This window comes from Psychrobacter sp. TWR1-1-1 (genome assembly GCF_049895865.1).
GTDB classification, from domain to species: Bacteria; Pseudomonadota; Gammaproteobacteria; order Pseudomonadales; family Moraxellaceae; genus Psychrobacter; species Psychrobacter immobilis_A.
Genome location: NZ_JAFCTE010000004.1, coordinates 40,247 through 63,284, shown reverse-complemented (window position 1 = coordinate 63,284; position 23,038 = coordinate 40,247). Strand labels below are relative to the sequence as shown.

Genomic DNA, 23,038 nt, shown 5'->3' with positions numbered 1-23,038 from the left:
CAAAACGGTAATCCACCGTTTTCTATTGACCTCAAAGTGCTAAAAACATGGCTTCTGATTTACGGTTTGTGATCGTTCTAATGCTAGTCGTCAGTTCGATTTGGGCGATGCTTGCCCTACCTCGCTTACGTCAGCGCTTACCGAAAATCTATTTGATCGCGCGCTCATGGTGGCTCATGTTAGCGGCACTTTGTGCTTGTTATGTTATCGCTAAGATAACGGATCATAGCCAACCCTCACAGCCTCCTACCTACCCCTACCAGTGGCTGCTCATCGCTTTTTTCGTTTTAATTAGTCTGCGTGGCTGCTATGAGATCAAACGCTTATGGTGTCTACAAAGCAAGTCTTTGCTGATTGAGAAACTGCAAGCGCGCGGTTTACAACCCAAGATATTGCCTTTTAGCCAAACCTCTTCCCATTCTACTCAAGCTTATACGCGTCTAAATCTGTTAGACCTAATCTTTAGCTCTGCTTTTATCACAATGATTGTCAGTCTCATTGCCTTACAACAATTAATCTGGCAGCGCGAGCAGTATGGCGTTTTATTTTTTGTGTTATTCGCCAGTCAATTTAATGATATTGCCCAGTATTTATGTGGACGATTGCTTGGTCACAAGCTGTTTACGCGTGGTCTTGCCCCAACCATTAGCCCGAATAAAAGTATCGAAGGCGCTCTTTTCGGCAGTATGCTAGCAGCGATATTGGCAACGCTATTAGGCATTTGGCTCACGCCTTTTAACTGGTGGATTTGCTTATTAGCCGCTTACGGCTTAGCGGTCAGTGGTATCGCTGGAGATTTATTAGAATCCGCCTTTAAACGTCAGCATGGGGTGAAAGACACGGGTACGATGCTCGCCGGACATGGCGGCGTATTAGACAGAGTAGATAGCTTGCTCATTGGCGTGCCGCTATTTACCTTGTTTTATTGGCTGCTTGGATAACCTGTTATCAAGTCTTTTTATCCAATTTACTGCGTAATATCCAGCTAATCACAGGCTTAGGCAAATGATTGAGCGCCCGAGTAATATAGCGCATGGAGCGTGGAAATATGGACAGCTCAATATCACCATCAATCGCTTGCATAACATTCTCAACCGCCGTTTGCGTACTGATGACGAATGGCTTATGACTGGCATCGCCGTCATTCAAATCGCGTAATGCTTGAGTATCGATATAACCTGAGGCGATGCAGTTGACTTGAATATGATACGGCGCAAGTGCCGCTCGATAAGCGCTGGCAGTCGCAATCATCGCGCGTTTGCTTTTGGCGTAAAGACTGGCATAAGGATAATCCATGATGCCTGCGATAGAAGCGATGCAAATGAGGCTTGGTCTATCATTATTTTTGAAATTCAGTGATTGATTCTGAAGCCTGCTTTGGTGCTTTAAATGCTCACTCGCCCACCTAAAAACTTGCTCGAACGCTTGCAAATTAATTGCTAGCATTTTATCGCTGTCTGCCTGGTTTAGTTGATGAATACGCTCATTACTATAACTACCCGCACTATAAATCAATCTTTGAAAATTGATATCAGACCAACTCTCTAACAACGTTTGTGTTTGCGCCCTATCGGTTAAATCACAGCAGTGAGTAACAATGTCAGGATGCTGACTATTAATATGGGCTATCTTCTCTACGCTATGACCAACCACGCTCACTTGCCAGCCAAGCGCTTGATGATGCAGCGCCAACGCCAAGCCAAGTCCACTCGTACCGCCAAAAACGATAAGATGCGATGGCTTATGCACTGAAGTAGACTGTGTGATATTTTTCATTTGCAAGTTCATAGACCATGCTGCTGTATATAGTCAGTCGTACGCTGATAGCCATATTGCCATTGCGCCTGCATTTGCTGCACAAAGCCATCATAGTCACTGTGAATAAGTTCAACGGTCATTTGTCTGATATTAAAACGCTTTTGTACATGCTGTCCTGCCAACTGCTGACCATTATCTGCAAAGGGCAACCAATGGAGCTGATTCACTCGATGCTTGATTGCAGTAGAATCAGCGAGCGACAGTATTTCTGCTGACTCATAACCATGCACTTGTGCCAAACGCTCATTGGGGTCAAAACCAAAAACGCGCTGAATCGCTGGTGCCGCCAGCCATGAATCATAACCTGCCTTGGTCTCTGCAAATACCGTTTGTCCCAGTTGACACGCCAGCTCAATCGGTGTCAGATTAATCACTCCGCCCAAGCACCAACCAAGCGTTTCAATATGCGTTGGCGGTAGATAATACATATCTGCCATAGAAGCACGAACCGCTGAATCAAACGCCCACTGCTTTACAACATTTACTGACTGATGGATACGCCCATCAGCAAACGTATGTGCAGGTGAGTTAAGCATTTGCTCAAAGTGCTCTGATGCGGCCAAACGCGGTGGTGCAAATAACAACTCTTGCAGCTTAAACTCATCATAAACAGAACTATCAGCAGTAGGCATTTGATTAAGCGTTTGATTGGGTGCTTGATAGATTCGGCTAGCGATAATGGCTATCTCTGGCGCGGTAGGGTTATATAGATTATTGTGATTAGGAGAAAAATGGGACAACTCTTCAAGCCATTGTCCTTCGTTATCGACTCGAAACATCGCTAACTGCTGCAACTCATCTAATAGTCGCTCATAGTTATCTGCTTCTTGCTGTTTTTGGCGGTTAGAAACCTGTCGTGATAACCGCCAACGTTTAAGCGCCTGCGTCATATAACGTATTCTTAGTAGCTTATTGGCTTCGGCTGGCGCAACATGTCTGATTGCCGTAATGACACGATACAACTCACGACTGCACATGAGCTCCTGCAAATCCTTGGGGTCAGGCGCTAGATTGACCAAATAAGCCGACAGACTGCCACCGCAAGTGCCGACGATGATATCTGGCTTCAAATCATGGGCAACCAATGCCGCATAGCTGCCCAAATAATAGGCGAAACGTGAACCGCCCCCTGAAAAAAGCTGCACACGCTCATAAGGCTTTATGCTGTTATTACTCATTGATTATTCATCTATCACTTATCATTGGTTGTTGTAATTTTAATCGCTAATGACACGGTAAAGATACCGAATTTATCGATACGCATGGCGACTTTTTTAAAGCCAGCATTTTCAACCAATTGATCCATTTCCGCTTGCGAGCGACAGCGCATCACCCAACTACTGCCGCGATGATTGTTTAAGGTTTTGCTAATGAATTCCTGTTCAGGATGCCACGGCTGATTGGTATAAAGTAAATAACCATCAGATTTTAAACTGTCATAAATGCCTGCCAGAGCCGTCGCTGGTAGCATATTATCAGAAAACAATTCAAAAACACCAGAGGCAATGGCGATATCGAATTTTGTTTCATCGGTACTGCCAGTCTCTTTCTGCTCATCAACATAATTGGCGGGGTCAAACGCATCTTTTTGACAAGTCATCACGCGATCAGCAATCTCTAACTGCTCCGCCTTTGCCTGTAACGCTTGGATATTATGCTGCTCATAATCGCGTAGCTCAGCGTGCAATTTGGTAAACTCTGTCAGTAAATCAAAGGCGTAAAAGCCATGTCCACTAGCGATATCGAGTAGTTTCGGCTGGAATGACTCAGTGCTGTTTTGACTAGCTTGGTTTTGATTGCCAGACTTTATATCCGCTAAAGCTTCACGTGCCAGATCTAATATATGCTCACGGCGAATACGAATTCCTTGCCAACCAATATTGCTCAAGTAAAACTTATCAACCGCCTGACCAAATTTATTCTGACCACTAGGCTGATTATAATACACGTGATCGAGCGAATGCCCCGAATCAAATCCATGCTCCAGTCCTGTGGCAATCGCGTCGCTGACATGACCAAATTTTTGCATGGCAAAACGGGTAATGGCAAAGCTTGGGTTAAAGGGCTTAATCGCTAAACGGTCAACCTTATCTTTACTGGCACTATTCAGATGCGCCAAGCTCAAATCAGGTGCTTTAACGTCCTTACTGAATACTTGCTCAGCGAAATTAATACAATCCGCAAAGACGTCCGCTTTATTGGTCTCATGAAAGATTGCATGATAGCTATCTGGATACAGTTGCCAACGTTTATCAGTCGTATTAATCGCCTCATAAAAATCGCGCTCTGCCTGCTTATCGACCACGTAATCCTTGCCTGCACATAATACAAACGTCGGTACAGTAATAGCGCTAGCATCATCGAGCAAGCGTTGACCGGTTGCATGAGTATCGATAAGCAGATCAGTTGAAATACTATTAGAAATCAGTGGATCGGCATTATAAGCTTGCTGCGCGTCTTTATCATGGGTTAAGACTTGCGCTTTGACGTAGCTGCTCACGCGTGACATCAGTCCAAGCGCGCGAGCCACTTTTAACGAAGGTATGGCAAATGGCATGTATAAGCGAATACTCAACGCTGGTGTACCCAATATCATTCCGCGAATATTTGGCGCATAATCATGTACCCATGCTGCTGCGAGTACCGCGCCGATACTACTGGCGACAATTAAGGTATCCTCGATAGCAATGCCCGTTTGCCCGATAACCAATTGCACAAAACCGTCTAAATCGCGCTCAAGCTCGGTGACGCTTTCGGCATGGTCTTTGATGCCGCCTGAGCGCCCATTACCACGCGCATCCCAAGCAAATACTTGATAACCTGCCATAGCAAACTGCTCTCCAAGTTCTGCTAGTCGTCCCGAATGTTCGTGACCACGATGTAACAGAATGACTTGGCGTTGTTGTGTGTGCTGCTGACCGGCTTGTTTGATATTCTCTAAAGGCATCGTTAGCCAATAGCGATAATAAATCGCCGTGCCATCGTAAGCGTTATAGCAACTTTCACCGCTTATCAATTTGGAAGACGATGAATTGAGCATATCGCTAACCTGTTCCACTTTTTCATGACTATTGAGAGGGGTGGTTGGCATTGTCTTAGGCTCCAAAAAGGAAGTTTTAATAGCAGAATTTGATAAAGGGGTATTTAATGAAAAGCTATTGGGAGATAAAGTATCAGGTTGATCAATAATCACTTGGCAATCGATAGATGAAATAGATTGATACGATGACTCTGGTATTAACTTAAGAGTTTCTGAGTGATTTGAGCGAAGCGCGGGTAGCTTACGTATCAAGTATAAATCTGCCATATAACGCAGCCGATTCAAGCAGGTTTTTAATAGTAGTGCCTCTGTCAGTATCAATAGTGGACCCGCTTTGATATGCGATAGCATGATCGGCATTTTAGTCGCCATGAAAGCGCCAAGCAAACCTAGTAAAAAAGCACGATCGCTTTTGCCTAAAGGCCCTTGGTTTGCTCTAATGTCTAACATCGTATTACTACTGATACCTAGTAACTCAGTGCTGATACTAAGCGCAATCAGACCGATAATATGACGCTGATGGATTGATATACAGTTTGGTAAATTGACTGTCGACGCTTGTAAATTACCATTAGCAATATGCGGAGCTAAACTTGCGATAAGCGCCGTATCAGCCACGATATCACCCACTTCATTAAGCACTGCCCCAAGCCTTGAGGCTTGCCCATGCTCACGCGCCATCATGCCATCGATAGCATTGAGCGCCATACGCACAAACAGTGATGAAGGTAACAGCAACCATAATGCCTGCTGCTCAGTTGCGGGTTTGGCAATCATATAAGCCGTACCAAGGCTCAGTACTACGGCTGACACCGTCACTTGATTGGCAGTCACCTTTTGCTCGACCAACGCATCACTTATTGGGCGCAGCTGATCTTGAAACTGAGACTTGAGCTGATATAGCGACATGAGGCAAGCCAAATATAGTAAGTCTATTAATGTAGCAACAAAAGTTGATCAGGTAAATACTTAAGCGTTGTTAGCAGTCAAATTATCATAAATGAAATCCTGACTTACAGCTTAGTGATTCACGATTTTATCTTAACGCTCGATATTTGGTCATCAAACAGTCGGCTTTTACAAGGAATCTTAGCCGCTCATGTCAGCATTGATCGTTTCATGTGATACAATTTCCAGCTTCTTAAAAACGCCTTTGAAAATGCCGCGAGCCAATCACCATGCAAAGCCTAGTTACCCTTGTTCTGGTATTAATGCCAATGTTTATTGGCTTTGCCATTCCTTCTCATCCAACCATGACAAAGCTTGCAGATAAAGGCTTATCTTATCTGGTATTTATCATCTTAGCGCTGATTGGTATCGAGCTGTCACAAGTTGAAGGACTTGGCAGTCAGATAGGCGAAATTGCGCTGTATGTGACCATACTATCGATTTTGACAATTGGCAGTGGTTTGTTTGCCCTGATGTTATTTGACCGACTGCGCCCATGGCATGCCAAAAAACCCAGCGTAAAATCTAAAGAACATCGCGTGAGTATCCGTGGTAGCCTCGCTCAAGTCATCTGTGTCGTCATTGGTATGGTGATTGGTTATTTCTTACCAGACAATTATATGCCGCCTGAAAATACCATGACGGTGATGCTGATGATATTAATTTTGTTGGTCGGCATTGGCTTAAAAGGCTCAGGTATTACGCTAAAAGAAGTGCTGCTGAATAAGCGCGGCGTTGAGATGAGTGTCATCTTTACACTAGCTGTATTGGTTGGTGGCTTGATATTTGCGCTGATGTTCAGTGAGGTATCGTGGACCAAAGGCTTGGCACTGGCGTCAGGATTTGGTTGGTACTCGCTATCAGCAATCGTCATGACCGATGCTTATGGCGCGGTTTGGGGCAGTGTCGCGCTATTTAATGACTTGGTGCGTGAGTTTTTTGCGCTGATATTTATTCCCGTGTTTATGCGTAAATATCCATCAGCAGCAGTTGGACTTGGCGGCGCGACGAGCTTGGATTTTACCCTGCCAATTATTCAGCAATCAGGTGGTCTAAAGGTCGTGCCATTGGCGATTAGTTTTGGCTTTATTATTAATATTGTCTCGCCAGTGCTGATGGTGGTATTTTCGGCGTTGGGGTAAGGTTAAATTTTGATGATTGGTAGTCATTAACCATCATCTGCAACGTTATTCAAATAACTCACAGTGCTTGGCATATTCACCATATTTTTGCATATCAGAATCATATTCAAGATTCAAGATTCATCAAATCATGAACTTCACTACTCGCCATTAAAGTTGCGCGGCGTTGTTTGCCTCAATATTTTTAAGATTGAGCTTTTCAAAACTTGGATCTATAAACGCTGTATCTGTAACTATAATCTTATTTGAGCACTCATAAGTACGGATACGCTCAGCATCGATATTATATTGCAACACTAAATTATTCTTAATAATTAGCGCGCGATTGCGTGATAAAGAATCGAAACCAAAAGTCGCTAAAGCATCTTTATCTATTTCACTTGTCGCTGCATGACCGAAAATAAAAACATTGGCTTTTGGGCGATCATTAAGATTTTCTGCTATTTTCACAAATACTGCATCATAGATATCAGATAGCTGACTGCTCATTTGCGAGAAAAACCCATTGAACTCCATTTCAAGTGCCTCGCCTCCCTCAATTATTATTTCACAGCCTTTAGCATCAATTACTACATTGGGTCGCGTTTCAGGGCATTCGTCTATAGCATCAAGCACACCATCGCCATCTAAATCGCTATCTGCCTGCATCGTTCTGATATTTTCATCTTTAGGTAGCTTTTTAGACGGCGCAGTTGTATTAGTTTGACAACCAGCTAAAGCAATAGATGCTATTAATAATAAAACGCTATAAAGTCTCATCAGTAGCCTTCTTCTATATAATTAAATACTACTTTAGCATTCATAAAAAATTAATTAAAAAAAGTATAACCTAAGCCATCTCTAGATTTTTTTCCACCTGACACGCCTTATCATGCCACTGGATAAACTCATCAATATGAGAAGGTACTCCACTGCCACTTTCCCTAGCAACCTCTTTACCAATCATACTATCGACATAATGACAAGCACGATAGCCTTGGGTAAAACGATCATAGTCAACAATCCACTGTTTACGCGCTTTTAACTCATCTTGACGTTGCTCAATGCTACTATCTATATCTGTGTTCTCAGAGCCAAACCAAAAGTCTTTAGCAGGGATATCTTTAGCTAACTTCTTATTTTCAACCTCACTCATACGCCACGGCTTGGCAGTAATCCGCGCTCGAAAGCACTGTTGCACCTGACACAGACGGACATAATTGGTATCCGCATGGAAATACGCAAACCAATCTTCTACCACGTTATCACTTGGCGATACAACATCGTGAGTCGCAATAATACGAAAGCCTGCAGGTGTTTGATATAAACGAAAGCATTCGGTAGGATGATTAGCAATACGTTTTTTGATCAAATCTGTCATATAAGGCAGTAACGAGGCGGCATCATCAGCATATTTTTGCGCGCGGGCCTTGTCTTTAACACTGGCTTGTTGCCACAAATAGACGGTCGCACCAATCATAACAGCCAATAACCACAACCATGATAGTCCTAGCCAAGCGATGACACTGGCAATAAGTATAAAGACAATAACAAAAAACCAAATTTTAATTTTGCTGGCGGGATTGCTTTGATTAATGAGAAAGGCAGGCATAAAGCCATGATGGCTATAATCATCAGGATAGTTATGACGCAATAAATCATCATTATCGACATCGATAATCGCAATATTATCGACGTTAGCCACTTGTGCGCCATAGCTGTTACGCGTAACGATAAGCTTCGTGACTGCTGAACTATTATTCGATAATTTATTTTCTGGAAAATCATGCTCAGAAATAATCTCTTCACGAATAGGAATGCCGTTGCCTTCGTTATACTCTTCCCTGCGTTCGCGGCGTAAGATATCTTCACCTGCCAGCCAGAGCTTATGCGCCTCACTGACTCGCAATTTAGCATGGGATAGCGCTTCGCTTTGACTGATATCTGACCAACCGTAACGTTTGATAGTGGCTTGCTTGGAAGGGTTACTAGACGTTTCTAGCGATTCAAAGCGCTGTTTGTGTTGCGCCCAGTATTTGGGGATGAGCATGAGATTTGCCTTCGAGTAGTTATTTTTATCTTATGGTTATTTATGAATAAATGACAGAAACTAAAACTCGATACACCTGTTTGAGCCTAGGTCATTTTGATGATAATTAGCTTTGTGGTTTTTTAAATCAGTTACTAAGCTATAAACTCTACGATTCATAGATCTGCCTTCCTCGGTGTCAGAAGGTGCAATAGAACCTTTAATACCGCAATCAAGAGTAGTCAGACGACTAGGCTCAATTCTGTGATTTAAAATTAGGTAATTTTTGACAATGAGTGCTCTATTCTTAGCCAGTGAGTTTGATTGCAACATTGAGGTAGAAGCTTTATTGACCTCATCCTTCGAGACATGAGCTTCAATTTTTATAGTAGCCGTATCATAGTTATTCATCTGTTCTGCTACTCTATCAAGCTCATCATGATACTGTGGCAATAGCTCACTGCTATCCTTGGTAAAAAAAGCACGATACTCCATCATTGGAGGCATACCAATAAGACTTGTAATCTCAGGACAACCTCTTTCGTCCACTACCACGTTTTCTGTCGTATTTGGGCATTGATCTAAATCATCAGGCACGCCGTCGCCGTCGCTATCCAAGTTAACCACAACCGTTGGCATGTTGATGGTTTGAGCTTTTTGGTTAGACAAGTCAGGCGTTTGACATGCGGATAGCGTTAAGACGCTGATCAAAATAACAAACGTACTTCTTAATAGCGTATTCATAAATTATTTCTTCTAAAGCTGCTGACAGACTTCTTTATAATGCTTCAAAGAATGCTGCTCATCAGGGTGATCACTAGAGTATGCTTTATCAGCTTCTATTACCGCCCCAAAAACTCTTTGATTCAACGATGACATTTCAGCAGCATGCTTTTCAGTTTCAATATTAGCACCTTCATTATTAACACCAAGCTGAATTTTATCCCTGCAATCAAACGCCAAAATTTTATCAGTAACAATCCCTTGCTCTACTAAATAATCTTTGACTAATTTCACGCGATTACTCGCTAAGCGCCTATTATTAGGCGTGGCGTTAGTGGCTTTACGGTTTTCAGCTTCAGCTTTGGAGATATGGCCTGATAAAATGGTAACTAAATTAGGGTTGTTACGCGTTTTTTCAGCGACCTTTTGTACTTCAGTTAAATAAGCTTCGTTGGTTAGGGTAAGACTATCTGAGGTGAAATAGACTCTAATATCCATTACTATTGACCCAATCAAATTGACCGCCACTGGACAACCATAGGGATCAACCTTGACCCCTTCAGCAGTGTTAGGACAGTTATCAATTTCATCGGGCACGCCGTCATTGTCTGTATCTGCAAGTGGCTCTATCAATACCTTAGGTGTGTTGTCTGCCTTTGTATCTATTGTATTATTTTTAGGGGTAGATTGGCAGGAGGCTAAAATAAAACTAGCTATTACGATGGCTATCGCCATCCATGACTGAGTCTTCATACGCCATCCTTAGTTTAGTTAATAACTTGATTCAAACCTTAAACCCCACTCGCCTGCTTGGCAAACAGTCTCATTAATGGCTTAATTTTGCCAACTCGATACATACCTTCGCTACGAATTTGTTGAATAGGACGCATCTGTGCAAGTGACCCTGCAAATAGCCAGTTAAGCGCCGAGAAGCTGTGCATCATTAGGCTATTATGTGGACGGCGCAAACGCTCGTAGCTACGCAACGTTTGATTGCTGCCCCAACTGGTTCCACCACTACGTTCAAAATCATGTGCCAATTGCTCGCTTAAAGCCTGTACATCGAGCATGCCCAGATTCAACCCTTGACCCGCCAGTGGATGGACGCCATGCGCTGCATCACCGATCAAGACTAGGTTGTCCGCGACGTAGCTTTTCGCTTGTTGCGCGGTCAGTGGAAAGCTAGCGATTGACTCAATCTGAGTGATAGCACCTAGCTCATAGTTACTGGCAGCAGCCAATTTATCAGCAATGACGCGCGCGTCCTCCTCTATCAACGCCAATGCTTGATTGCGCGGCAATGTCCATACGATCGACTGCCAATGTTGTGGGTTGGCTTTATCTGCATCAGTAATATCAGCGAGCGGCAATAACGCCAGCGTACCTGTGGGCAGCATTGATTGGCGCGCAGTCGCTTGATGCGGTTTTTCGGTGTGAATCGCACAGCAAATAGCGGTTTGATTATAATCGAGTGTATCTAGCCCAATCGCCGCTTGTTGGCGTACAAATGAGCCACGACCATCGGCACCAACCAGCAGAGCCGCTGCTATAGCAGTATGATCATCTAAAGTCACACGGTAGCCTTGCTCTGCACCCAGCCAATCCATATTGATAACTTTATGTCCAGCGATGACGGTTAAATAGTCACTGACATCATCCTCAGATAAACGCTGCCATAACGCATGTTCAATGACGGCAGGCTCAACCATGCTACCGAGTATTTGCGGTAAATGACTGTTAGGATAATTATCAGCACTGTCACCAAATAATAGCTCACCCATACCGTTTAGTTGCCACACCTGCATTTGCGAATAATCGGCTTTGCGCTCTGATGCTGCTATCTTTTGCCATGCGCCCACGTCTTTAAGTAAGTTAATACTGGCAAGACTCAAGGCATAAACGCGCGCATCCCGCTTGCCAAGCACCTGTTGCCATTCTGAGTCATCACGTGCAGGACGGGCATCAATTAACGTCACAGGCATTTTTGCTTGTGCCAACTTTAAAGCAAGCGTTGCCCCAACAATACCGCTACCGATAATCAGCGTATGATTATTTTTCATAAGTTATTCCTACAGTTAAGTGCAATCGTATAGAACATTGGTCTAGACCATTAATATACCGTGATATGGCAAGCTAGGATTTTAATCCCATCGCGTAGTTAGCGACTAGTGGCTTAATATTTGGCAGTTTATCAAAGGCAACCAAGGCCACATTTCGCGCCAACTTGATGACTGGGTTCGGATGGGTAAAACCATGTACCACGGCATCACAGAAGCGAATGACGCGTTTTTGATCGCTTAGACGTGCTTTCTCATAGCGTTTTAACAGTTGCGTATCGCCGATGTCTTCGCCTTTTAGCACTTGCGCGCTCAGCATTTGTGCCAGCACATGGGCATCGCGCATACAGAGGTTAAAACCTTGACCAGCGACAGGGTGCAAGGTATGAGCAGCATTACCCATGATGACACAGCGACCCTCTACTTGCTTGTCTGCCAGCACGCGTGTCAGTGGATAAGCGCCGCGGCGACCAGCAGCGACAAACGTTCCCGCACGCTCACCAAAGGCTTGCTGCAATGTCGCTAAGAAATGCGCATCGTCTGCTAAGTATTTATGTTCTTCCCCTTTTGGGCATACCCAAACTACTGAGCGTCTATGACCATTTTGATAGTCATCATTGCCGTCACCTTCTGGATCGGTCAATGGCAACACCGCCAGTGGCCCTGCTGGACTAAAACGCTCTATCGCCACATGTTCGTGTGGCTTGTCCGTTTCTACCACACCGACGATAGCGGTTTGCTGATAATCATAAGTTGTCGTGCCAATATTTAATAATTGACGTACCGTCGAATCGCGACCATCACAAGCGACCAAAACGCTGGCCTGCAATTGCTGCTCATGTTCCTCTTCACCATAATAGTTAAAGCTGAGCGTCACCCCATCCGCTTGTTGGGTCACGGCGCTGACACTGGCATTATCGATCAAAGTGATTAATGGCTCTTGCTGCGCGGCTAATAAAAGCTTACGTCCGAGCCACGCATTTTCCATCACTTGTCCAAATGACTCGACCCGCTCTTCAGCTTTGTTTAAGTGTGCACGCCCAAAGCTGCCTTGCTCACTAATCTGCACCACATCGATACGACAAGCATGACTTTGCAACTCATCCCATAACCCAATTTCTTGATAGATCTGTACCGTACGACGTGACAGTGCTGTATTGCGGCTGTCTAGATAATGGCTGCGATTGCTGTCATCATTTGGACTGATGGTTGGGTAGCTATTTTTTTCTAATAACGTGCTAGCAATACCGTGATGCGCTAGTAACAGTGCAAAGGACAATCCTACATGACCACCACCAGCGATGAGTACTTGCTGCTCAGTAGCTGCCTTTTTATGTTCAAACTTTTTTTTAGCATTCGATAAATTTACATCAGTATTTTGCATTATTATTCCTAATTTTCATGTCTATTTTACGCTGTTGGGCGCACGTACTATAAGCGATGAATAATCGCTAGAATTATTTTAATTTTTTAGGGCGTATTGAACATTCATACATCGGCATAGCCTTAGTCGAATACGTAATACGCCCTAACCTTCGTCAGCTTTCATCATTTTATTCATATTTTAAACCTCGCGACGAAGTACTATGACATCACCCATAGATTACCACAAATCGCCTCCAACTCTGTCGCCTTAACAGTAGCCAAAACGTATAACTGAAACGCTTGATTTCGTCACGCTCTAAACGTTATTTGACATGCCGTAACCCGCTCAAAAGTAGACATAAAAATATCAATGTCGATAAGCGGTTGCAATCGTCGTACAAAAACAGTGGCATCTGTTCGACGTATGGCTTGAAATTTAAAATCTATCGACCATAATAAAGGCAAGACCGTTACTTATCATCACTCCTAAAACGAATAATAATTCTACCGTCATTTCTATCTCTATAACGTAAAGCCAAGACCATAACGACCGACCATTTTATCTCTTAAACCCGCAATGCCATCGAAACCAAATCATAGCGTTGGGGTACATAATAAAAGGATAATCGCTTGACTGATTCCATGAGCCGCCGTATAAAGTTTGAATCATTGACACCCGCACAGCTCAAAACCGTGCTTGGTGAATACAACAACCACATGAAATATATCCAACAACGCCTCGATATCAAAATCATGCAGCGTCAAGGTGACTTCTGTTTGAGTGGCGACATATCGAATGTCGAGCGCGGTGAACGTATTATTTATAAACTGGTAGATGAGGCACAGAATACCAAGGACATTAGTGCAGCGGAGCTACATCTTATTATCCAATCGAGCATTTCTCGTGATGAAGATATGGAAGCGGATGAGCAAGAAGCCAAGGATAATGCAGACGCTGAGACGGACTTAGAATCAGCTCACGAGTTTACGCCAGTTAGCTTACGCACGCGTAAAGGTCGTATCATTCCTCGCGGTGGCAATCAGCAGACCTACGTCCAAAACGTACTGAACTCTGATGTCTCATTCGGTATTGGCCCTGCTGGTACGGGTAAGACCTATTTAGCCGTGGCTTGCGCCGTGGATATGCTTGAGCGTAATGAGATTGAGCGGATTTTATTGGTGCGTCCGGCGGTAGAAGCTGGTGAAAAACTGGGCTTTCTGCCAGGTGACTTGACGCAAAAAATCGATCCCTACTTGCGTCCATTATATGATGCGCTATATGAGATGATCGGCGTTGAAAAAGTGGGCAAGCTGATTGAAAAACAAGTCATCGAAATCGCACCCCTTGCCTATATGCGCGGTCGTACGTTAAACAACTCGTTTGTCATCTTAGATGAAGCGCAAAACACCACGCCTGAACAGATGAAAATGTTTTTGACCCGTTTGGGTTTCGGTTCACGAGCAGTAATTACAGGTGATATTACACAGGTCGATTTGCCACGTGGTCATAAGTCAGGCTTAGCACAAGCAATGGAAATCTTAAGTGGTATTGAAGAAATTCATATCACCAAGTTTGATTCAAAAGATGTGGTACGTCATCAATTGGTACAGAAAATTGTAGAAGCCTACGATGTTTATGATGAAGAACAAGTAGCGTTAGAAGAAAAGCGTAAGTTTGAGCGCAGAAAAGAGCAAGAGCGTAAACAAGTTATTGCTAATGCTGCAGCCAAGCTATAAACGGTCTAGCCTGCTACTTAATGTTATAAAAATGCAAAGCCGGATTACTGTCAGTAATCCGGCTTTTTACGACGAGAGCTTTTTAGATTTAGTCATAAGTTCTATCAGATGATAAAGCACACCATCTTACAATAAAGTAAAAGGATAATGGCATGAGCCAAGAGAAGGGTAACAACAGTTTTGACAACCATGATGCAAATGAGCGTGCTGGCGATGATGCCAGTTTGGCAGCACTTGATATCAGTGCCACCAATAGTATTGATGATGACATACTGGACACTTTTTATGATCGTAAGCACTTACAGTCTGTGATGATGGCAGCGTTGGATTATATCGATGGGCGCATTAAAGAAGGTCTAACGCTACCCTATTTTGTAGATATCGACCCTGAGCTATGGCAAGAGAAATCTAAAGTATTAGACATATACATTACCGATGAAATTGAGGGTCAGGCATTAAATCTGGAAGCACGCGGTAAGGATTATGCGACCAATATTTTATCTTACCCAAGTGATCTGCCAGCCGCAATTATTGAGCTGATGCCAACGCTACCTCTCGGTGAGCTGGTCATCTGTCATGGTGTCATAGTACGTGAGGCTACAGAGCAAGAAAAGACAACTGCACAGCACATTAGCCATTTACTGATACATGGTGTGCTGCACTTATTGGGTTTTGATCATGAGCTTGGACAAGCCGAGCAAGATGAGATGGAACGGTTTGAAATTGAGATTTTAGCAGGTCTCAGCCTTCCAAACCCTTATACTTAGTTCATATTTTTTAGTGACTAGTCTTTGGTCATCGGTAGCTTTTGTGCTTGACTCATCTGATTAATCATCTGATCCAGTCCTTTGACATGGACATTACGCTGCGGGAATGGAATGTCGATTTTTTCATCATCCAAGGCGTATTTGAATTGCTCCAACAAATCACACTGCATGGTCCACCAGTCAGCATTGGTTGTCCAAATATTTAGCGTCAAGTCTACTGAGTTATCACCCAAATTGGTGACACGTACGATAGGTTCAGGGTCAGTAAAGGCCAAGGGATTATTTTTTGCCAAATTCAGCATCACGTTTTTGGCAGTTTTGATATCGGCATCATAGCCAATACCGACCGTGATATCGACGCGGCGGTTGGGTAGCGCCGTATAGTTCGTCACAGCTGAAGTCGTAATATCACTATTTGGGATGATAATATCGTGATTGTTTATCGTCGTTAGGTGGGTATTGACCAAAGTGATTTCTGTTACGGTCCCTGTGTAGCTGCTGATTTGCACATAATCGCCGCGCACAAAGGGGCGAAACGTTACAATCATGATGCCAGCGGCAAAGTTAGACAACTGATCTTTTAGTGACAGACCAATGGCTACTGCAGCACCGCCCAATATAGCGACGACCGAGGTGGTCTGTACGCCAACCTTACTCAAGGCAGCTAATGCAACTACGACCAGTAACACTCCGTAGATTAGACGACCTAAAAAGTTCGCAACGGTGTCATCTAAGCGACTACGCAACATCATTTTGTGAGCAACGGTGACTGCCTTTTTGGCAAGCCAGCGACCTACGACGAATATTAATATCGCTAGCGCAACTTTAATGACCAAGCTTAATGCGTTACTGGTTAAGTTGGCAACATCTATTGTAAAACCTAAAAATTCCATACTGACTCTTTATTTTATAGCGGTGTGTGGTATTCGTTTGTTATAAACATTGGTATCTTATCTGTTTGCAGCGTAGCTAATGCTCATCATCTACATATTGAATTCACCCTAATAAGTAACATCCACTTTATCGCTGTAACGATAGGTACGTATCAAACGCAGCTCAACGATATCTTCCATGTCTTTGGTGAATTTACCAAAGGGCGCTGCTTGGCGTACCGATTGTTTTGCTGCTTCATCTAATAATGTGGAGTTGGAGCTTTCAAGCAGACGTATGGCTTTAATATTACCATCACTACTGATGATGACCATAAGGCGCACTTCGCCCGTGATACCTTGTGCCCGTGCCTGCATGGGATAATGCAAATTCCCAATGCGTTCGACATGCTCACGGAAGGTATTAATATAATCAGCCGCGGCACCACGCGTCGTCGAGTTGCTATCGACCGTCACTACTTTTGATTTGGTTGCATAGACTTGCTGACGTTGAGACAGCTGTGTCTCTAAAGTAGCAATTTGTTTACGCAGACGCTCTTCTTGCGCCATCATATCATCTTGTGCTTGCTTGCTATCATTATCAGACTCCACGCTCGCTTGACGCCAGCTTAAGGTGGTACGCAGATAGCTTTCTTGATAATGCTGCTGGCGGACTTGACGCTGCAGGCTAATCACATCTTGCGTCTCACTTATTTGCTCAGCAGACAATGGGCTGATTTGGTCGTTCTCTTGTCTTAATTGCTCCTCCACTGTGCCGCCACCTTCTTGGGAGGCATTAGCAATAAAGTGAGCGTCTTCATTTGGCTGCATATTGTCGGTTAGCGCTTTTGCCACATCTTGCATCATTGCCGCAGGATCTTTGCCCATCGAAAAGCCAATACCAAAAATAATAATGGCGTGTACGGCCACAGCGATAACGATGGCCACCGGTAAACTAACATCCCGCTTAGGTGCTTGCGCGGAAAAATGATAGCTTTGTGAATCTTTGATATAGGCCACAATGGGTCTCAGCTTATGAATATGAGCTTATAAATACAAGACAGCAAGTAATAAGCGTTATGATAATGGGCAGGATTTATACTGGCGCTATCATAACATGACATAGAATTCTGTCGCTAGCACAACCGTTGCCGACTCATTTTAATCCACTTACACATTATTTGTCTCCTTTGGTCAATTTATTGACGAGCTGAACCAGCAAAAATGATATAACACCAATGCGAGTATGTCATCGCTAGACCGTATTTTGAACATATAAGCATTGCCAATTAAATGATTTGCGACAAAACCCATGTGTCCATTTTGAAGCCATCATATTTGTTATATACTGTTTTATAATTTTTGTGTCATTAGGGCGGGTTAAACAGGCATAAATAGACAGGGCTGATTTAGAAAAAATGCTTGTAATGACCACTCGCCAGCTTTCATTAAAGAACAGTCTGTCTGTCATTTTTTAATCAGTCGCTCTTTATGCCATTGAGTCAGCTACCTCCCCTATAATTATAAGGATAATAAGTTTGAGTGATTTTGATAACAGGAATAATTCAGACAATTTTGATGAATTTTTTGAAAATATGGGCTATCGTTTCGACGAATCATTTAGCGATGGTTGGGAGCGCCTTACCCAATCAATCAAACAGATATATCATAGAACGACTGATAAATTCGAAGATGAGTTGTCGCTGCCAGTGGCACAGATTTATGTCAATGATGCGCTGCAGAAGTTCGTCACTGATAATGTAAAAGCCATCTTAGAGTTACGTGTTGAGATGCATGATGACTGGTTCCGCTTATACTGTACGGTCGATGCTGGTGGCATTTATGCAGAGGTGGCGAGTAATTTTAGTTTGATTCATGTACAGCTCGATCGTAACGTCCAGCGATTTGTCTTTGGTCAACAGACTTATACTGATGTGCTAAATCTACGTTGTGAGTCGTTTATTAAGCGCCAAGGTATCAAACTGTTTATTTGGTTTTATCACACTATCCTGAAAAAAGATCCTTTAGGCTTTATTCTCTCTTATATCAATATCGCCCGTGCAAAAGACGAGGTTATCTACCTTGATATCAATCGCTGGTTAAAAAAGAACAAAAAAATCATGAGCACTTTGCATAAAGTTCAAGTCAACTATGGCGAGCTTGAAGAAGAGCAAATGATCTTGAAAACTCAAATCAATTATCGTGATTTATTGGCTGCCAGCAGTAACGAAGATATTATCGGCGATGATGATGAGCCTGAGCTGATGCAAGGCCCTATTAACCCAATAGATGATGCTACCGAACCGAGTCAGGTATAAATCCCCTAGTATAAAAATCATGATTTTCAATTCATAAAAAAGCGCTGACACTTAGAGACTATTTTTGTCTTTTAGCGTCAGCGCTTTTTTATCAAGCAAATTTTCAATGGCTTCTAAAGCGTGCCGTCATCAATCATGCAACTACCAGTAATTTTCTACCGCAATATTTCCCTCGCCGCGACGATTCATCACCAAACCTAAAGTCTTGAGCGCTTCTTTGGTATCTTCCACCATGTCTGGATTACCACATAACATGACGTGCGTGCTATCAACATCCAAGGCGATGCCCGCTCGCTCTTGCAGCGTGCCATCCAGCAGCAGCTTGGGCAGACGCTCTGTCAGTGCGCCTTCGACAGGTTCACGGGTAACGATGGGAATAAAGATTAGTTTTGCAGGATTGTCAACCAAAGAACCAAAGTCTTCTTGCAAGCTTTCGATCTTTTCAACATAAGCAAGCTCTTCTATCGAGCGCGCACTATAAGCCAAGATGATGTGCTCGTAATCTTCCCACGTCTGCAAATCTTGCAGCATTGATAAAAATGGTGCCAAGCCCGTTCCAGTCGCGAGCAGCCATAAATCTTTTGGTAAAGGCTTTTGATAACGTGCTAACGTCAAAAAACCAAACGGCATGGTATTAAGTAGTAGCTCATCGCCCACTTCTAAATGCTGCAACTGCGACGTAAATGCACCATCAGGAATCACAATAGAGAAAAATTCTAATACTTCATCAAACGGCGAAGAGACGATGGAATAAGCCCGAAAAATGTCTTCATCAAGCGCGGCATCAGTCTTTTCATCAAGTGTGTTTTCTTGCTGCTTATAGTAGTTTAACTGACTGGGATTAACGCCCAAGCGTACAAACTGCCCCGCAGTAAACTTAAAGCTATCAGGACGGCTGACAGTGAAGCTAAATAGGTTTGGTGTCCACGTGGTCTTACTAAGCACGGTTACTGTCTGAATATTATCACTCATAAGAATTATCGACTCACTTTTTAGTAATCATTATTTTTATCAAAACTTTGAACGACACACAATAAAAGATGCGCCAAGCTTATCATAAAGCTGGCGCATCTTGGGTTTCTGACCGTAATAACAGATAAGCAGCGGTATCAGCATACCCCTACTTACCCTTTTTATTTACCAAATACGTGCCAGACTTGCCCATTCAATCATGCTGTTTGGCAAAATACCAAAGAAGATAATCATCGCAGTTACCGCAATAACCATAATCCCGCCAGTACGCATCGCCCATTGGCTAGAAACGTCAAACTCAATGAACTGTTTAGGACGTTTAAAGAGGGTGAGCATTACGCGCAGATAATAGAATAAGCCGATCGCACTACCCAAGATAATCATCGCTGCTAAGAACCAATTGGTTCCTTGTACCGCTGCCAATATCGCAAATAGCTTGGTAATAAAACCTGCGGTCAACGGAATGCCTGCCAATGACAACATCATAATAGTCATAACCGCAGTCAATACGGGACGACGCCAAAACAGCCCTTGATAATGAGTCAGCTCATCAGCCTCACCAGATAAACGATAAGGGCTCGACATCAAGGTCACAACACCAAAGGCACCGATAGAGGTTAATGCATAAACAGCCATATACATACTAGAAATACTATCCGCTGCCGCGCCGATACTGACGATGACAATCAACACATAACCCATATGGGCAATGGATGAATAACCCAATAGGCGTTTGAGGCTGGTTTGACGTACTGCTAATAAGTTACCGATCAAAATAGATAAAGTTGCCATGACCATTAACAGCATTTGCACCGATGGCAAGGCCAATAAAGACGTATCGATTAAGAAACGAACCGCCAAGCCCATCATAGCTACTTTTGATACCGATGCTAAAAAGGTAGCGATTGGTGCTGGAGCACCTTCGTATACATCTGGTGTCCACATATGAAACGGCGCAGCAGAGAGTTTAAAGGCGATACCAAACATCATCATCGCCGCACCAAGTATCAGAAGTGGCGACTCAAAAACATCACCCAATACCATACTGATTGGCTTAAAGGCGAGCGAGCCTACTTCGGCATAGATAAATGCCATACCCATGAGTAATGTCGCCGATGCCGTCGCTGACAGCACCAAGTATTTCAGCCCTGACTCAAGCGAGCGGTTGCGCATATAGGTATATGACAGCATGCCGTATAGCGGTATAGACAGCATCTCTAAGCTCATAAAGAATGACGCTAAATGCTGAGCACTGACCATCAGCAAAGCACCAATCGTCGATAGCAACATGAGCAAATATAGCTCTTCTTTATTATCTTTGAGGTTGGCGAGATACGCATAAGATAACGTACAGCAAGCCAATGCACAGATAAAAATAATCACCATATTAAACTGAGCAAAGTTATCAATAACGAATAACTGCTCAGCATTTGGCACGAGAGTACCGCTATTCACCATACCTGTCATTTGCCCAATGAGGGTAAATAGACCAATATTTAAGCCGACGACCGTTATCGTACCAGTCACCATATGTGAGCGTTTAATTGCGATGGCAATCATGACCACCAATACCGTAATAACAACGGCAATGATTGGCGCATAAGGCAACAATCCCATCAAATCATTCATCGTAATATCATTCATGACTTAACGTGCCTCCATTGCATCAAGCAGTTGCGACGCATCTACTTGTGTGACTTGACTGTATATATAAGCATTATTGATCCACTGCATCGCATGACTTGAAGTATCAAGGAACGGCTGTGGATATAGACCAAGCCATACCAAACCTGCAGCGAGCATCAATAACAATGACAACTCACGCTTGCCCAAATCTTTTAATGGACGCGTAGGCAAACCATGTGCTTTGGTTTCTTGCATAGCGACTGCTTCGATATTGTTTTTGCCAAATAATGCACGGTGAATCAAAATAAGCGAGTATAGCCCTGCTAGTACCAGACTGAATGTTGCAAAGACCACAAATACGGGATACTGAGCAAAGGCACCAAATAAAATCATGAACTCGCCGATGAAGTTACCTGTCCCCGGAATACCGAGCAACGCGGCACAGAAGAACATCAGTATCGGTGCGTAGTAACGGAACTGACCCCACATACCACCCATCAAGGTTAGATCGCGCGTATGTAGACGCTCATATAACTGCCCTGCCATGATGAATAGCGCTGCTGAGCTTAAACCATGTGCCAGCATCTGAATCATCAGACCTTGTAAACTTAATAAAGTACCGGCATAAATTGCTAATACCACAAAGCCCATATGCGAGATACTGGTATAAGCCAGCAAACGCTTCATATCGGTCTGCATAAAGGCGAGCCATGCACCATAGAAGATACCAATCGTACCTAAGGTCATCGCAATCGGCGCAAAATCTTGTGATGCTGCTGGGAATAACGGCAACACGAAACGAATCAAACCATAAGCGGCGGTTTTAATCAAAACCCCTGCCAAATCCACCGAACCTGCCGTTGGTGCTTGTGCATGCGCATCTGGCAACCAGCCATGGAACGGAATAATAGGCAGCTTAACCGCAAAGCCAATAAAGAAGCACAGCATGATCGGATATTCCCAGCCGCCAAGTGACGTACCGAGCAAATCATTATAATTAAAGCTCACCACCCCTTTTTGGGCGTAGCTGATAATGACCAATATCAAAATGCCGACCAGCATAATAAGCCCAGACGCTTGGGTGTAAATAAAGAACTTAGTCGCTGCATATTCCTTGGTTTTGCCAACCACATCATGACCCCAAATCGCGATCAAGAAGTAGATAGGAACCAGCATCATCTCCCAAAAGAAGAAGAACAAGAACAGATCAATGGCTAAGAAAACACCAATGACGCCGCCCAAGCTCCACAAAAGGTTAAGATGGAAAAAGCCAACTCGACGCTGAATCTCATTCCACGAACAAGCCACTGCGGCAATACCGAGCAATCCTGTCAACGCCACCATCATCAGTGACAAGCCATCCATCGCTAAATGGAAGCTAATACCAAAGCTCGGTATCCATGGCACACTAAATTCAGCGACCCAAGGCACAGCAGCATCTGGCGCAATCACTTGCTTACTCATGCCACTAAAGTCGCCGTATTGCCACATCACTAGCGACAATACAAAGGTCAACGTCATACCGATTAGAGCAATCCATCGCGGCAGACGTTTATTAAAGCGCTCGACCAACCAACATAACAACCCGGCAATAAAGGGAATTGCAATTAATGCTGGTAGCATCCACGTTTGTTGTAACTCAATCATC

19 protein-coding genes are annotated in these 23,038 nt (G+C 43.6%); 5 read left to right on the top strand and 14 right to left on the bottom strand.

Annotated elements, in window-relative coordinates; all coding sequences use genetic code 11:
* Window positions 1-47: 47 nt before the first annotated feature.
* Window positions 48-941, top strand: coding sequence for a phosphatidate cytidylyltransferase (locus ACP69U_RS05530; RefSeq protein WP_426138055.1), 894 nt, complete (start codon window positions 48-50; stop codon window positions 939-941).
* Window positions 942-948: 7 nt separating this feature from the next.
* On the opposite strand, the gene ACP69U_RS05525 is transcribed toward ACP69U_RS05530, so the two are convergent.
* Genes ACP69U_RS05525 through ACP69U_RS05515 form a run of 3 tightly spaced genes read right to left on the bottom strand, consistent with a single transcriptional unit; the run spans window position 949 to window position 5,767 of the window.
* Complete coding sequence (locus ACP69U_RS05525) at window positions 949-1,776, bottom strand: SDR family NAD(P)-dependent oxidoreductase (protein WP_426138054.1); 828 nt, start codon at window positions 1,774-1,776, stop codon at window positions 949-951.
* 8 nt (window positions 1,777-1,784) lie between these two features.
* The gene (locus ACP69U_RS05520) at window positions 1,785-2,996 is read right to left on the bottom strand and encodes a patatin-like phospholipase family protein (protein ID WP_426138053.1); all 1,212 of its coding nucleotides are present in this window, start codon (window positions 2,994-2,996) and stop codon (window positions 1,785-1,787) included.
* A 14-nt stretch (window positions 2,997-3,010) separates the two neighbouring features.
* Window positions 3,011-5,767: an alpha/beta fold hydrolase gene (locus tag ACP69U_RS05515; RefSeq protein ID WP_426138052.1), complete on the bottom strand. Its 2,757-nt coding sequence runs from the start codon at window positions 5,765-5,767 to the stop codon at window positions 3,011-3,013.
* Between the two features lie 269 nt (window positions 5,768-6,036).
* Between ACP69U_RS05515 and ACP69U_RS05510 the strand changes: the two genes are divergently transcribed.
* Window positions 6,037-6,948 carry a lysine exporter LysO family protein gene (locus tag ACP69U_RS05510; RefSeq protein ID WP_270896330.1) on the top strand — a complete coding sequence of 304 codons (912 nt, stop codon included), beginning with the start codon at window positions 6,037-6,039 and terminating at the stop codon, window positions 6,946-6,948.
* A 150-nt stretch (window positions 6,949-7,098) separates the two neighbouring features.
* Here the strand turns inward: ACP69U_RS05510 and ACP69U_RS05505 are convergent, their stop codons facing one another.
* The 6 genes from ACP69U_RS05505 to ACP69U_RS05480 form a co-directional block, all read right to left on the bottom strand.
* Complete coding sequence (locus tag ACP69U_RS05505) at window positions 7,099-7,707, bottom strand: OmpA family protein (RefSeq protein WP_426138051.1); 609 nt, start codon at window positions 7,705-7,707, stop codon at window positions 7,099-7,101.
* 70 nt (window positions 7,708-7,777) lie between these two features.
* On the bottom strand, window positions 7,778-8,977 hold the full coding sequence (locus ACP69U_RS05500; RefSeq protein WP_426138050.1) for a hypothetical protein: 1,200 nt from the start codon (window positions 8,975-8,977) through the stop codon (window positions 7,778-7,780).
* 60 nt (window positions 8,978-9,037) lie between these two features.
* Window positions 9,038-9,700 (bottom strand): OmpA family protein, encoded by a 663-nt coding sequence (locus tag ACP69U_RS05495; RefSeq protein WP_426138049.1) that lies wholly within the window; start codon window positions 9,698-9,700, stop codon window positions 9,038-9,040.
* A 12-nt stretch (window positions 9,701-9,712) separates the two neighbouring features.
* Window positions 9,713-10,432 (bottom strand): OmpA family protein, encoded by a 720-nt coding sequence (locus ACP69U_RS05490; protein WP_426138048.1) that lies wholly within the window; start codon window positions 10,430-10,432, stop codon window positions 9,713-9,715.
* A gap of 38 nt (window positions 10,433-10,470) precedes the next feature.
* Window positions 10,471-11,739: an FAD-dependent monooxygenase gene (locus ACP69U_RS05485; RefSeq protein WP_426138047.1), complete on the bottom strand. Its 1,269-nt coding sequence runs from the start codon at window positions 11,737-11,739 to the stop codon at window positions 10,471-10,473.
* A gap of 73 nt (window positions 11,740-11,812) precedes the next feature.
* Window positions 11,813-13,120: a UbiH/UbiF/VisC/COQ6 family ubiquinone biosynthesis hydroxylase gene (locus ACP69U_RS05480; RefSeq protein WP_426138046.1), complete on the bottom strand. Its 1,308-nt coding sequence runs from the start codon at window positions 13,118-13,120 to the stop codon at window positions 11,813-11,815.
* A gap of 611 nt (window positions 13,121-13,731) precedes the next feature.
* On the opposite strand from ACP69U_RS05480, the gene ACP69U_RS05475 reads away from it, so the two are divergent.
* Window positions 13,732-14,838, top strand: coding sequence for a PhoH family protein (locus ACP69U_RS05475; RefSeq protein WP_426138045.1), 1,107 nt, complete (start codon window positions 13,732-13,734; stop codon window positions 14,836-14,838).
* A gap of 152 nt (window positions 14,839-14,990) precedes the next feature.
* Complete coding sequence (gene ybeY / locus ACP69U_RS05470; protein WP_426138044.1) at window positions 14,991-15,605, top strand: rRNA maturation RNase YbeY; 615 nt, start codon at window positions 14,991-14,993, stop codon at window positions 15,603-15,605.
* A gap of 17 nt (window positions 15,606-15,622) precedes the next feature.
* Here the strand turns inward: ybeY and ACP69U_RS05465 are convergent, their stop codons facing one another.
* Window positions 15,623-16,498 (bottom strand): mechanosensitive ion channel family protein, encoded by an 876-nt coding sequence (locus ACP69U_RS05465; RefSeq protein ID WP_045451667.1) that lies wholly within the window; start codon window positions 16,496-16,498, stop codon window positions 15,623-15,625.
* A gap of 108 nt (window positions 16,499-16,606) precedes the next feature.
* Window positions 16,607-17,494 carry an energy transducer TonB gene (locus ACP69U_RS05460; protein WP_060490580.1) on the bottom strand — a complete coding sequence of 296 codons (888 nt, stop codon included), beginning with the start codon at window positions 17,492-17,494 and terminating at the stop codon, window positions 16,607-16,609.
* A 518-nt stretch (window positions 17,495-18,012) separates the two neighbouring features.
* Between ACP69U_RS05460 and ACP69U_RS05455 the strand changes: the two genes are divergently transcribed.
* Entirely contained in the window at window positions 18,013-18,792 is a 780-nt protein-coding gene (locus tag ACP69U_RS05455) for a hypothetical protein (protein ID WP_238049375.1), read from the top strand.
* A 141-nt stretch (window positions 18,793-18,933) separates the two neighbouring features.
* Here the strand turns inward: ACP69U_RS05455 and ACP69U_RS05450 are convergent, their stop codons facing one another.
* The 3 genes from ACP69U_RS05450 to nuoM all read right to left on the bottom strand — a co-directional run bounded on the left by ACP69U_RS05450 (window position 18,934) and on the right by nuoM (window position 23,037).
* Window positions 18,934-19,764 carry a ferredoxin--NADP reductase gene (locus ACP69U_RS05450; protein WP_426138043.1) on the bottom strand — a complete coding sequence of 277 codons (831 nt, stop codon included), beginning with the start codon at window positions 19,762-19,764 and terminating at the stop codon, window positions 18,934-18,936.
* A 165-nt stretch (window positions 19,765-19,929) separates the two neighbouring features.
* Window positions 19,930-21,408: an NADH-quinone oxidoreductase subunit NuoN gene (gene nuoN, locus ACP69U_RS05445; protein ID WP_087815854.1), complete on the bottom strand. Its 1,479-nt coding sequence runs from the start codon at window positions 21,406-21,408 to the stop codon at window positions 19,930-19,932.
* Window positions 21,409-21,411: 3 nt separating this feature from the next.
* Window positions 21,412-23,037: an NADH-quinone oxidoreductase subunit M gene (nuoM, locus tag ACP69U_RS05440; RefSeq protein WP_201539525.1), complete on the bottom strand. Its 1,626-nt coding sequence runs from the start codon at window positions 23,035-23,037 to the stop codon at window positions 21,412-21,414.
* Window position 23,038 lies beyond the last annotated feature (1 nt).

What these genes read in the sequence shown, in the direction of transcription:
- ACP69U_RS05530 (WP_426138055.1), top strand. Translation starts at nt 48, where the DNA reads ATGGCTTCTGATTTACGGTTTGTGATCGTTCTAATGCTAGTCGTCAGT.
- ACP69U_RS05525 (WP_426138054.1), bottom strand. Translation starts at nt 1,776, where the DNA reads ATGAAAAATATCACACAGTCTACTTCAGTGCATAAGCCATCGCATCTT.
- ACP69U_RS05520 (WP_426138053.1), bottom strand. Translation starts at nt 2,996, where the DNA reads ATGAGTAATAACAGCATAAAGCCTTATGAGCGTGTGCAGCTTTTTTCA.
- ACP69U_RS05515 (WP_426138052.1), bottom strand. Translation starts at nt 5,767, where the DNA reads ATGTCGCTATATCAGCTCAAGTCTCAGTTTCAAGATCAGCTGCGCCCA.
- ACP69U_RS05510 (WP_270896330.1), top strand. Translation starts at nt 6,037, where the DNA reads ATGCAAAGCCTAGTTACCCTTGTTCTGGTATTAATGCCAATGTTTATT.
- ACP69U_RS05505 (WP_426138051.1), bottom strand. Translation starts at nt 7,707, where the DNA reads ATGAGACTTTATAGCGTTTTATTATTAATAGCATCTATTGCTTTAGCT.
- ACP69U_RS05500 (WP_426138050.1), bottom strand. Translation starts at nt 8,977, where the DNA reads ATGCTCATCCCCAAATACTGGGCGCAACACAAACAGCGCTTTGAATCG.
- ACP69U_RS05495 (WP_426138049.1), bottom strand. Translation starts at nt 9,700, where the DNA reads ATGAATACGCTATTAAGAAGTACGTTTGTTATTTTGATCAGCGTCTTA.
- ACP69U_RS05490 (WP_426138048.1), bottom strand. Translation starts at nt 10,432, where the DNA reads ATGAAGACTCAGTCATGGATGGCGATAGCCATCGTAATAGCTAGTTTT.
- ACP69U_RS05485 (WP_426138047.1), bottom strand. Translation starts at nt 11,739, where the DNA reads ATGAAAAATAATCATACGCTGATTATCGGTAGCGGTATTGTTGGGGCA.
- ACP69U_RS05480 (WP_426138046.1), bottom strand. Translation starts at nt 13,120, where the DNA reads ATGCAAAATACTGATGTAAATTTATCGAATGCTAAAAAAAAGTTTGAA.
- ybeY (WP_426138044.1), top strand. Translation starts at nt 14,991, where the DNA reads ATGAGCCAAGAGAAGGGTAACAACAGTTTTGACAACCATGATGCAAAT.
- ACP69U_RS05465 (WP_045451667.1), bottom strand. Translation starts at nt 16,498, where the DNA reads ATGGAATTTTTAGGTTTTACAATAGATGTTGCCAACTTAACCAGTAAC.
- ACP69U_RS05450 (WP_426138043.1), bottom strand. Translation starts at nt 19,764, where the DNA reads ATGAGTGATAATATTCAGACAGTAACCGTGCTTAGTAAGACCACGTGG.
- nuoN (WP_087815854.1), bottom strand. Translation starts at nt 21,408, where the DNA reads ATGAATGATATTACGATGAATGATTTGATGGGATTGTTGCCTTATGCG.
- nuoM (WP_201539525.1), bottom strand. Translation starts at nt 23,037, where the DNA reads ATGATTGAGTTACAACAAACGTGGATGCTACCAGCATTAATTGCAATT.